General features: G+C 44.9%; 13 protein-coding genes. 11 read left to right on the top strand and 2 right to left on the bottom strand.

The window, feature by feature from the left end:
• Window positions 1-50: 50 nt before the first annotated feature.
• Entirely contained in the window at window positions 51-962 is a 912-nt protein-coding gene (locus MMA19_RS03410; RefSeq protein WP_240205509.1) for a LysR family transcriptional regulator, read from the bottom strand.
• Between the two features lie 138 nt (window positions 963-1,100).
• Between MMA19_RS03410 and MMA19_RS03405 the strand changes: the two genes are divergently transcribed.
• The 4 genes from MMA19_RS03405 (at window position 1,101) to MMA19_RS03390 (ending at window position 4,458) form a co-directional block, all read left to right on the top strand.
• Window positions 1,101-1,484, top strand: a complete 384-nt coding sequence (locus MMA19_RS03405; RefSeq protein ID WP_239961897.1) for a DoxX family protein — start codon at window positions 1,101-1,103, stop codon at window positions 1,482-1,484.
• Between the two features lie 68 nt (window positions 1,485-1,552).
• A complete protein-coding gene (locus MMA19_RS03400; protein WP_240205508.1) occupies window positions 1,553-2,533 on the top strand; it encodes a glutathione S-transferase family protein in 981 nt (326 codons plus the stop codon).
• 25 nt (window positions 2,534-2,558) lie between these two features.
• Window positions 2,559-3,548: a glutathione S-transferase C-terminal domain-containing protein gene (locus MMA19_RS03395; RefSeq protein WP_240205507.1), complete on the top strand. Its 990-nt coding sequence runs from the start codon at window positions 2,559-2,561 to the stop codon at window positions 3,546-3,548.
• A 13-nt stretch (window positions 3,549-3,561) separates the two neighbouring features.
• Complete coding sequence (locus MMA19_RS03390; protein WP_240205506.1) at window positions 3,562-4,458, top strand: LysR family transcriptional regulator; 897 nt, start codon at window positions 3,562-3,564, stop codon at window positions 4,456-4,458.
• Between the two features lie 168 nt (window positions 4,459-4,626).
• Here the strand turns inward: MMA19_RS03390 and MMA19_RS03385 are convergent, their stop codons facing one another.
• Window positions 4,627-5,529: a LysR family transcriptional regulator gene (locus MMA19_RS03385; protein ID WP_124941261.1), complete on the bottom strand. Its 903-nt coding sequence runs from the start codon at window positions 5,527-5,529 to the stop codon at window positions 4,627-4,629.
• A gap of 218 nt (window positions 5,530-5,747) precedes the next feature.
• Between MMA19_RS03385 and MMA19_RS03380 the strand changes: the two genes are divergently transcribed.
• The 7 genes from MMA19_RS03380 to MMA19_RS03350 all read left to right on the top strand — a co-directional run bounded on the left by MMA19_RS03380 (window position 5,748) and on the right by MMA19_RS03350 (window position 11,776).
• Window positions 5,748-6,746, top strand: coding sequence for a porin (locus tag MMA19_RS03380; protein WP_240205505.1), 999 nt, complete (start codon window positions 5,748-5,750; stop codon window positions 6,744-6,746).
• Between the two features lie 24 nt (window positions 6,747-6,770).
• Window positions 6,771-7,241, top strand: coding sequence for a copper chaperone PCu(A)C (locus tag MMA19_RS03375; RefSeq protein WP_124941259.1), 471 nt, complete (start codon window positions 6,771-6,773; stop codon window positions 7,239-7,241).
• 8 nt (window positions 7,242-7,249) lie between these two features.
• Window positions 7,250-7,861 (top strand): NapC/NirT family cytochrome c, encoded by a 612-nt coding sequence (locus tag MMA19_RS03370; RefSeq protein WP_124941258.1) that lies wholly within the window; start codon window positions 7,250-7,252, stop codon window positions 7,859-7,861.
• On the top strand, window positions 7,862-9,520 hold the full coding sequence (locus MMA19_RS03365; RefSeq protein ID WP_124941257.1) for a DUF1566 domain-containing protein: 1,659 nt from the start codon (window positions 7,862-7,864) through the stop codon (window positions 9,518-9,520).
• A 111-nt stretch (window positions 9,521-9,631) separates the two neighbouring features.
• The gene (locus MMA19_RS03360) at window positions 9,632-10,726 is read left to right on the top strand and encodes a WD40 repeat domain-containing protein (RefSeq protein ID WP_240205504.1); all 1,095 of its coding nucleotides are present in this window, start codon (window positions 9,632-9,634) and stop codon (window positions 10,724-10,726) included.
• Window positions 10,727-10,737: 11 nt separating this feature from the next.
• On the top strand, window positions 10,738-11,307 hold the full coding sequence (locus MMA19_RS03355) for an SCO family protein (protein WP_124941255.1): 570 nt from the start codon (window positions 10,738-10,740) through the stop codon (window positions 11,305-11,307).
• On the top strand, window positions 11,300-11,776 hold the full coding sequence (locus tag MMA19_RS03350; protein WP_124941254.1) for a TlpA disulfide reductase family protein: 477 nt from the start codon (window positions 11,300-11,302) through the stop codon (window positions 11,774-11,776). The genes MMA19_RS03355 and MMA19_RS03350 overlap by 8 nt, the downstream gene beginning before the upstream one ends.

Genomic DNA, 11,776 nt, shown 5'->3' with positions numbered 1-11,776 from the left:
GCCACCCAAGTCCCTTATCTTGTAGGGAGTCTCGGGTGAAAAACGCAATATTATGACAGCGTCCTGTCCCAATAGGGGACGCTACCATAGTAGCTCGCGAGAAAGTCAATGAATAAGCGACTTTTACGCGGGAGAAAACGGGTTGAAGGGTAGACAACATACGCTCCGACCTTATTGAGAGAATAGTTCGTTAAGATAGGCGTAAGAGCCTCAGATTGGAGCTCTTTCCAGACAATAAAGCGGGGCAAGAAAACAATACCATGACCAGCTGAAGCCATATCTTTTAGAAAGTCGCCATTATTGGCCACAAGGTGCGGCGTTATGGGGGCGAGGTGGCTGTGATTATCAGCATCGGTCAGCGTGATGCCGGAAAGTGGCGATTGGCTGTACTTGAGAAACTGGTGGTGTTGTATGTCTTCGGGTGCCACAGGGGTGCCATGTTGTGCTAGGTAGTCCGGGCTGGCGCACAGAACATGCTCTATGTTGGTAATCAGTTTTGCTTTCAGGGAAGAGTCAGTGAGCTCGCCTATGCGTATCGCTAAGTCGATGCCGTCTTCGACAAGATTAATTTTTTTATCAGAAAACTCTAGGTCGAGCTTTAGCTCGGGATGTCGCTGGCAGAACTCTTTTAGAGCGGGTGTTAAATGATGAAGCCCAAACGAAAGCGGTACGGCTATTTTTAGGTTACCCGTAAGGGTGCCTTGCGAGTGAGCGATTTCTGCGTTGAGCTCCTCCATCTCTTCAACAATTAAGCGACTTTTCTGGTAGTAGCGTTCTCCTGCCTCAGTCAGACTTGAACTTCTGGTGGTTCGATTGATGAGTTTTACCGCTAATAGCTGCTCTAACTCAGCCAGCCTTTTACTGACCGCAGATTTAGCGAGGCCGAGCCTATCTGCGGCTTTGGTAATACTGCCCGTCTCCACAACCGTGATGAAAATCTTAATGCTCTCTAATTGTCCCACAACAGCCCTTCCTTATTATTGTTCTCAATATGAGAACTATCATTCCTCATTTTTGATGTTTATCGTTATTTGGTCAACAACTAATATGAACTTATCGAAACAACACGGACTTAATTCACTATCTTTAGGAGTGTCACTATGAACAAGCTACAACAATTTTCAGCACCAGCAGGCCGTCTATTTCTTGCTCTTATTTTTGTTATGTCGGGTTTTAGCAAAATAGGCCAATACGAGCAAACCCAAGGTTATATGGAGATGATGGGCGTACCGGGAGCACTTTTACCGCTCGTAATCCTGACAGAAGTTATTGCAGGTCTTGCCATCGTTTTGGGATGGAAAACTAAAGTTGCTGCCTTCGCGCTAGCAGGATTTAGTGTGATGTCTGCCATTTTGTTCCACGCCGACTTTAGTAATCCTGCAGAAATGACTAACTTTATGAAAAATATCTCTTTGGCAGGCGCGTTTTTAATTTTGTTTTCTCAAGGCGCAGGCGCTTACTCACTAGACAATCGTCAGAAGTAACTGAATTGAAGATGAAAACCAGGGCGATCTAATAACGTCCACTTAGCAACCATTAAGGAGATCACATCATGGGGCAGTTAATCAACGGACAATGGCACAACGATTGGTACGAGACTAAGTCAACCGGAGGCAAGTTTGTACGTAAAGCTTCGAGCTTTCGAAACTGGATTACTAAAGATGGCAGTGCTGGACCGACGGGGGTAGGTGGATTTAAAGCAGAACCAGATCGCTACCATTTGTACGCGTCACTAGCTTGTCCTTGGGCGCATCGTACGATTATTTATCGGAAGCTGAAGGGACTCGAAGGCATGATATCGATGTCGGTTGTAAATTCGTTTATGGGCGAAAATGGTTGGAGCTTTCTACCTGGGGATAACGTTATTGCGGATCCAATCCATCATGCTGAGTTCATGCATCAGATTTACACCAAAGCAGATGCTAATTATACCGGAAGAGTCACGGTACCGGTGCTTTGGGATAAGAAAACCCAAACTATTGTCAGTAATGAATCGGCAGAGATCATCCGTATGTTCAATGACGCATTTGATGACATAGGGGCAACGCCAATCGATTTCTATCCTAGTGACAAGCAGCGAGAAATCGATGAACTTAACGACTTTATCTACCCTAACATTAACAATGGGGTGTACCGAGCGGGCTTTGCAACAACACAAGATGCTTATGATGAAGCTGTCAGACAGGTCTTTGAGGCGCTGGATAAGTTGGAAAGTAGGCTAACAACTCATCGATACCTAACGGGCAAAGAAGTGACAGAAGCGGATTGGCGACTGTTTACCACCTTAGTTCGGTTCGATGCCGTTTACGTAGGCCACTTCAAGTGTAATCTTCGTCGTATTGTCGACTATCCTCATGTATGGGGCTATTTACGCGACCTGTATCAGATTCCCGGAGTCGCAGAAACAGTGGCATTGGATTACATTAAAGCGCATTACTATGCTAGCCATGAAACGATTAATCCAACCCGTATCATCCCTGTTGGACCAATCATCGATTTTGCAGAACCCCATGGCCGAGAGTCATTGTCTTGATTGGCAGTTGAGAAGGAGTGTGAGTATGGGGAAACTAGTCGCAGGTCAGTGGTTCAACGATGATGAGCTTAGAGCGTTGGAGCAACAACAATATCAACGAACCGATGGGAAGTTTCAACGTGATAGTGCACAGTTTAGGCACTGGGTTACACCAGATGGCAGTGCTGGCGTTTCTGGGATAGGAGGCTTTAAAGCAGAAGCAGGGCGCTATCATCTATTCGCCGCGTTGAACTGCCCCTGGGCACATCGAACCTTGATCTACCGGAGTGTTAAGCATCTGGAAAAGGTGGTGTCACTTTCTCTGGTCAAGCCATTAAGAACTGATGAGGGGTGGGTATTTGAAGCAAATGATGCAAAGGGTGAGTCTAGGTTTACCGACTCACTTTTTGGGCTGACTGCGTTGCATCAACTGTACTCAAAATCCGACTCAAACTATACCGGTCGTGTAACTGTGCCGGTACTCTGGGACAAACAGCAAGGCAAAATCGTTAGTACAGAGTCAGCCGATATCATTCGTATGTTCAACAGCGCTTTTAATGATATCACCGGTGATACCCAGAACTTTTACCCCTATGCACGGAAAAAAGACGTCGATGAACTCAATGAATTCATCTATCGAAATCTCAACAATGGGGTATACCAAGCTGGTTTCGCTCGTACACAGGCCGCATACAATGAAGCCGTTGCCAACGTGTTTTCCGCGCTTGATAGTCTGGAGCTGCAATTGTCAGAAAGTCGGTATCTACTTGGTCAACACGTGACAGAAGCGGACTGGCGCTTACTGCCAACATTGGTGCGTTTTGATGTCGCTTATTTCACCGCATTTAAATGTAACTTGCGAGCACTGCGCGACTACCCGCAATTGTCACGTTATTTGCAAGAGATGGTCCGTCTTCCTAATGTTGCCAAAACTATAGAGCTGGATGTTTATCGCAAAGGATATCACTCAGTGAATTCTTTGCGTAACCCGCATGGGATAGTTCCAATTGGCCTAGAGTCTGCGTTTTCGTTGTAGAGTGAGGTTAAGCATGTCTAAAGTCACACTGGAGCAGTGGCGTATGTTCCGCGCAGTTGTGGAAAACGGTGGTTTTAATCAAGCAGCAGACGCAGTGAACAAAAGCCCTTCAACGATACATCATGCAATACAGAAGCTTGAGTCAGGCCTTGATCTTAGACTGTTTAAAATGATTGGCCGCCAAGCAACGCTGACACAAGCGGGAGAACTGGTGTTGCGTCGAGCGAGTCATCTTCTGGACGAGGCGGACAAGCTTGAAGTGTTATCTCATCGACTAAGGTCTTCTCAGGATGGACGGGTACGCATTGCTGTTGATCAGGTATTTCCAAGACTGCGATTGCATCAGGCATTGACTGCTGTATCGGATGCGTTTCCAAATGCGAATATTGATGTCTTCGAACCAACATTAAGCGGAACCACAGAGTTACTCAAGCAGGGTGAAGTTGATATAGCTATTGGTGCGTATCCCATAGCTGACCGATACTCAGAAGAAATCGATCATATCGATTTCTTGGCAGTTGTTAACCCTGAACACGCTTTGAACAGCAATAAGGCGTCTCTGGCGATGGAGGATCTGGTTCCTTATCGCCAAATTGTAGTACGAGACTCCGGAAACGAACGAAAGCTTGATCATGGCTGGTTGGGAGCCAATCAGCGCTGGACGGTAGACAATGTAGATACTTCGGTTCAATTGGTGAGTCTGGGTTTTGGCTATGCATGGTTGCCGACTGAAGCGGTAAAAGACAAAGTGGAAAAAGGGGAACTGGTGCCTCTACCTTTGAGTTTCAATCATACTAAGACCAGTCAGTTCTATTTAATGATTAATGACCTAGAGGCATTAGGAGAGTTGGGGCATTGCTTTGTTGAGGCGATTCGCTTATCTAATCCTATAAAAGATAATCTGGAATGACGCGATAACGTAAGGTCTGCTTTGAAATACGGAAAAGGGCACAAACGTGCTGGCAGTGATCATGCCAGCACGTCTCTGGACAAAAATCAGTTTTGAAAAATCGAACATTAGAAAACCAAGAATAACTTCAGGTATGAGAAATCACCAAACTTCTACTTTCCTTGTTGTTTAGTCTCGCAATCCCCATTGTTCATGAAATGCTTCAAACTCTTCAATAAACACCTTAAAGCGTTTCGGTGTATGTATACTCTGTTTATATAAAATATAGAGAGTGCCCTCCTCAAACCATTCGCCATTGAACAACTTTATGAGCTCTCCGCAACGCACTTGTTCACGAACTTGGTTATCAGGAATTAAGCCGATACCAAACCCCTCTTGCGCCAAATTAATTGCGATATCGATTGAGTTTGTCGTCATATCTCCTGTGACTTCAATCTGTCGTTTATCACCATGTTTATTTATTAGGTTCCAATATCGTTCTGAGCTTGGCGTGTTGGTGTGAGTAATACATTGGTGCAGCTCTAAATCATGAACATATTTGGGTTCACCACGTTTTTGAATGTATTTTGGCGAGGCATAGCAACATCGTGTAAATCGAGAGGCTTTTCGGCAGACAACGGACTCATCGTTCGGTAAAAACGGGGCAATCATCAGATCTACATCTTCAAACAAGCTCAAGGTGTTTGGCGTCAATGTATGAAAGTGAATGTGGATATTTGGATACTTTTCATGGAAATCCGGTAAGAAGCTCTTGGTTAAAAACCTCGCCATCGGGTGTAAACAGCCTATACGCAGTAGGCCGCTAACACCTTTGCGTTCAACATGAAGCTTTTCTACAGTGTGGTCGATAAGATCGAGAATTTGGCCAGCCGACTCGAAAAACACTTCGCCTTGTGGTGTAAGACTGATACTGCTTCCTCTTCTATGAACCAAAGTAACATTTAAGCTTTCTTCTAATGCTTTAATTTTTCTGCTTAATGTTGGTTGGCTTACATCGAGTGCTTTTGCTGTTTCGGTGTAGTTCAGTTTTTTCGCCAAAACAGAGAACATTTTAACCGCTTCGATATCCATGTTTAGCTCCTAATCGTCTCTCTAAGATATTACTAACTAAAATGTAAATTTTCCTCCTTCATCACTGTAAGTAAAAAAATATCAATGCTTTATTTGATCTCACCTCTGCTATTCAGTTTCTGAATTACTGCTATTTCCTACTCGCGTATTACCAGAAAAACAACTCGATATAATTCGACACAACTTTTCATAACTACCACTTTAGAGTAGGTCTATTCATGCAGTTAAAACATTCTTTGCTATTGTCCACAATGGCTTTGTGTACAACGCCTGTCGCGGCAACAACCTTTGAAGCACCCAACTTTTATGGCGACATTTTAGGGCAAGTACGCTGGGAAGCAGGACAAGATTATCAGTCAGAAATTCATCGCGCGAGTGCGGGCATAAAAGGCAAACACGACGCTGGTCTATTGCGTGTTATCTACAACCTAGAAGCTGAATATTCTGAAGATTTAACACAAAAGGTTAAGGAGGAGCAGGGCTTCGATACGCGTGTTAGCGAAGCAAACTTAGTGCTAATAACTAAGGATTTCGGCGGCATCTACTTCGGAAACGGTACAACTGGCACCTATAAAGATCTCTACTCTCGCGTAGATATTTTTGACAGTAACAATATGGACCGTTCAAGCAATGCGGCACTATTTCGTCAAGCAAAATCTGGCAACAATCAGCTAGCCTATATGACACCCAAATGGAACGGTGTGTACGCAAAAGTCGCGGTCATAAGCCCTGATAATAGCAATGGAGAAGACATCGATATTCTCGGTCTGCGTTTACTGTATGTGACCGATAACTTTGGTCTAGTGCTGAATCGCTCCCAAGTAGACAAGAAACAATTACCAGGCCACCAAGACGATGACTACGTGCGTTACGCCCTGTCGTCTTCTTACACTTGGGAGAGCTTCTACCTCGGTGGCCTTGTTGAGCTCAATCACGACGATCCCCAAGGCGACAGCGCTGTATATGGTATCTCAGGCAAATACTCTTTAGATAAGCTGACATTCAAACTCGGCGCTCAACACAAAGTTTTCGACGATTCCCAACAAGATAGCCAAACGCTTTATCTGGCAAGCCTTAACTATGCCTTTAGTGAACAGCTCTCTACTTATATTGAAGTCGCAGAGTACGCTGATGATTCAGCAACCAATGACCCTGCGAACAACAATGGTGAAAACCGAAATGACAACATCAACATCGGCCTCCACTTCAAGTTTTAACGCCTTGTGCTAAGGATATAACAGATGAAAAAGCTATTCACAACGTTGAGCTTGCTCTGCGCAGCTCAAGCTTATGCAGGTGTCTCTATTACCGACTGCGTCATCGTTGAGCCCGCTCCAGGCGTCAACAAAACGGGACTGTTCTTTAATGCAACCTTTACTGAAGACGAAGAGGTCAAAGCTCTGAGACTTCCTTCTCCGGAAGCCATTTTAGGCGCGGAAATACCAGAGCTTACCAATGAGGTTCAGATGCATAACACCATTATGAAAGATGGCGTGATGACAATGCAGCGCTTTCCGAAGCTGTTTCTTAAAAAGAACGCGGTAACCAAACTAGAACGTGGTGGGACGCACTTTATGTTAATGGACCTTAAGAAGCGCCCACTCGCTGGTGAAAAGTACTCGGTCAACTTTTGGCTGACCTACCTGTCAGACCAACAGTGTGAAGCAAGCGTTCTTAAATCTTCTGACTTTCCCCCGAAGCATAAAATGTAGGTGAGATAATGAAAATTATTGAGCAAATTAAACAAGTGAAACGCTCGGTTAAACTTGCCATTGTCGCAGTCGGCATCGGTATTGGTTTGATTTCAGCACTCCCTGCGACAGAAGTTTTGCATGTATTCAGTACCAATGAGTTTTGTGCGTCCTGCCATACAATGGAACCGATGGCTGAAACGTTTTCTCAATCGATACATGGCGGTAATAACCAACATGGTTTTGTCGCAGATTGTATCGATTGTCACCTGCCAAAATCGAACATTGTCGAAGAGCTTTGGGTAAAAGGAACATCCGGTACTCGCCATCTATGGGGAGAGTTCGTTCTGGGTATGGATTCGCTTGATTATGATGAACTTCACCCTAAACGTGGTGAGTATGTTTATGACTCAGGCTGTATCAATTGCCACCGTGGCTTGGAAGAGCGTGCTCAAGGTGCAGACGAAAACTCACCCGCATCGGACTTTTCTCACAACCTTGCATTTAACAACAAAGATAACGATCCATCTTGGAAGTGTTCGAGCTGCCACTACGATATCGCCCACCCTAATTTAAAGCGTGAGATGCGTTTACGTGAGGAAGAACGAATTCGTAATTTGGTGGCAACTGAGGGCTTATAAATGAAACATTCAATCGCATTATCACTTGCCATCAGCTTAGCATTGGCTGGTAGCGCTGTTGCAGCAGAAGACATCGATAATGGATACGGTGATTACACCATTAATCGAACTTTTGAAGATTTAAAGAAATCACCCAAGGACTTAAAAGCAGCAAAACGTATCGTATTTGGTTGTTACCTCGGTTGTCACCGACCAGCAAAAGAGGAAGTGCCTGAAACGCTAAGCCCTAAGCTTGAAGGTTTTGATCCGCAATGGTTCTTAGACCAATGGTTCGCTATGGATAATGAGCGTCACGCAGGTATCTCCTCTCAAATGAAAGAGATCGTTTACGCTAACCCGCCTCGTGATATGGCATCGACTGCGATCCTGCTTGGTGCACAAAAAATGAAGTACAACCCAATGCCGGATGTACTAGAGAGTGAAGAGTTCAAGCGCGGAAAAGAGACTTACGATAGTACCTGTAAAGCCTGCCATGGCGAACAAGGCGTATCAACACAGAAAAACTTCCCGCCATTGAAAGGCCAAATGCCGACATACATCTATGAACAGATGATTGCCTACCGCGACGGCAAACGTACTAACGGTGCATTGGCCGGCATCATGATGCCTTACGCTAAGATGTTATCAGAGCAAGACTACCGCGATGTAGCGGCGTATGTTTCCGGCCAACGCGTCAAACCGATTGAAAAGGAAGAGTTTATTACTGGTATTGGCATGCCAGCGCCTGAAGGTTTCAAATTGCCAGACACTGGTCAAATTCAGAACTTTACTGATACCTTTGGCGAAGACTCTGACTACCAAGGTAATGAGCCTAGCTACACTATCTCAGAATCAGGGAAAGTCGTTTTCGACAACAATACCCAGTTGATGTGGGAACGAGACTCCTCCCGAATCTGGATGACGGCGGTCGAAGGTAAAGCATACTGCGCAAACCTAGAAATTGATGGTTACACAGATTGGCGTTTCCCGCTAATGAAAGAGCTATTCTCCATAGCTGACATGGGTGAGTTCCGTCCGGCTATTAATAACGATGTGTTCTTAAACATGCCTCGTCAAAACTCTGGTATTTGGACGTTCCCTGTTTCTGACCGTCACGATCACGTTTGGCACGTGGGCTTCCCTGATGCTCATATCATGGGTCAACACACCGCGTCAACCAAGCTAGTTCGCTGTGTTCGCGCAGATAACGACGCGGCATACCACAACATGCAATACGTCGATAACGGTGACGGTACTGTCACAGAAAAAGTGACCAATCGAATGTGGCAGCAAAACATTGATTATGTGAAGCGCAAGTTCGATGACTCTCTGAAGTACTGCCAAGACTTAGAATATGCTGGCTATGATGACTGGCGCACTCCAGATATCAAAGAGATGAACTCCATTGTTAACTACAACAAAGTCTCTCCGGCTATTGATGAAGAGTTTTTCCCGAACACACCAGTGAAGTCATTCTTCTGGACCAGCACTTCTGATGTTGCCGGCCCTACGCTTCACGTAAGACCACTATCGGCTCGTAAGAAAAACCAAACGCCTGAGCAGTTGGATTTGAGATTCACGGGTGATAACGAAGGTTGGGCACATGGTTACCTAACTGGGCAAGGTTTCGGTATGTCAAAAGACTCCGAATTCTACACTCGCTGTGTTCGTAATCCTTAGTTGTTCAATGAAGCCCTCTTGAGGGCTTCTTTACTTCCACACCAACAATGTCGCCCCAAAAACTCACTTGTGGCTCGATTGCGATGATGTTTTCTATTGTTCGAGGTTACTATGAACAAGATTTTGATTCCCCTACTTACCTATTTGCTTACCTTTACCGCGCACGCCGATATCGAAGGTCGATATGACGATGGCGCTCGTTGGGCATTCATTTCTGATGATAACTCTAACAACGTCGCCGTTATTGACACTTTTGCGTTTTCCTACACAGACCAGATCGAACTCAAGGCAAAACCGATTCACCTTGAAGTGTCAGACGTACAAGATGTTCTCGTCTACATCGACGGAAAAACCCCAACCGTCTACGTCTACGACTTAGTTAAAAAGACACACTGGCAAATGGCGATGGAAGGAATTCCAACAGAAATTACCTTTCATGCTGATGAAGCCCAACTGGCAGTAGCAATGAAAGATCGTATAGACATTATTAAACCGCTAAAACGCGAATATGTCGCCACGATTACCGATATCAAATCGCCGTTTAGCATGAACTTTGATAACGGTGGCTACAACTTGTATGTTTCAGAGAGCAAGTCCGGTAAAACGCTTATTTATCGTAATCACGATGGTCAAAGAAGCTATATCAATGTCGGCGAAGGCAACGTTTCTGAGTTGACTTTATCACCAGATGCACGCCTAGCACTGGCTTCCCAATATAAAGACAATTCCGTTGTCGTTTGGGATCTCTCTATGGAGATGGAATTCAACACCTTTCATTTCGACTCTCAACCTTGGCGTCCTTACGTCAGTTCCGACTCTGAATATATCGTGCTTGCCAGTGAAAATGGTCAAGCACAAGTTATCGAATCTTGGGGAGGTGAAGTTGTCAAAGAGCTCAAGCTTACCGGGGCTCCAAAGTCTATTCGCACGGGTTGGATAGAGACAATGGGCATAATTGAATCTAAGGGAGCTCTCGACATTTTTGAGCTTTCGACCAATACACCCGTTCAATCAGTCCCGTTAACTAATGACCTACGAGAAGTTGTTGTGGTTTCAGACTCCAAGACGCTGTTTGCAACGCAAGAAGGCTCTTCAAAACTTTTCGTCTACGACATCCGCACCAACAAAGTGTTGAAAGAGATCGACACCAAGCTAGCCAAACCACATCTGCTAGCAATGGGTATTACAAACACCGTATGTCACTAAAGGAACGCACAATGAGACAACAAACTTCCTATACTCTCTACGCTTTTCTAGCGGCATTCTTACTGAGTTTTAACGCCGTGGCTAAACCTTTAAAGTTTGTGCTGCAAGAGAATACCCTAGGAACGGTGACCGAGAAAAATTGGCAAGGTAAGTTCCTTCTTATGGGCGTTGGTTACACCAGTTGTCCCGATATTTGCCCTACCACGGTTATCGATTTAGCGACCGCAGTGAATTCGTTAGACGAGGCGTCAAATAAGGTCACGCCCATCTTCATTTCTGTTGATCCTAACCGCGATACCGTTGAAAACTTGGACATGTATGTGAAGTATTTTGATCCCAAAATGGTTGGGTTAACCGGAACGCATGAGCAGATCAAAGCCATAACAAAGAGTATGAAGGCAACCTATGGCTATTCTCTTGAGGGCAAGCCCATTTATCCCCCTCTACCAAAACATTATGAAGTGTACCACTCTGCCTACATCTACCTTTACGGACCGGACAGAGAGCTTATTGACGTATTTGGTTATGGCGAAGGTGGTGCAAAAATTGGCCAAGCCTTGAAGAGGTATATCAATGAATAAGTGGACCTCATTCGCACTGGCTAGCATCACCTTATGTTTGAGCTTCTCGACAACCGCAAAAGAATGCACCACACCAGAAGGGTTTAAACCAGAAAATGTGACCTATCAGCTTACCGAACTAAAAGGCCCAGTCAGCTTGGTCAATCTATGGGCGGTTTGGTGCCCTCCTTGTTTAAAGGAGTTACCAGCACTCGACAGCATAGCGACTGACACAAACTTTAATATTGAAACCGTACACATTGGGGACAATCTCCCGGCGATCGAAGAGCGTTTTTCTAAATTGGGTATTCATCACTTACCGAAAACCATTGAGCCGGATATGGGGGCAATTCAAGCGCTCGGTTTTCAAGGGCTACCCGCCACACTGGTAGTGATTAATGGAGAAGCTAAATTTCGTTATTCTGGGTATATCAAGCACTCACCCGAAGTGATTCAAGACTGGCTAACTTGCTTAAAAGAGGAACTGTAA

The sequence above is a fragment of the Vibrio sp. CyArs1 genome, from assembly GCF_022432925.1.
Classification (GTDB): domain Bacteria; phylum Pseudomonadota; class Gammaproteobacteria; order Enterobacterales; family Vibrionaceae; genus Vibrio; species Vibrio mediterranei.
Note: the sequence above shows the minus strand (reverse complement) of the source record. Positions and strands in the feature narration are given on the sequence as shown.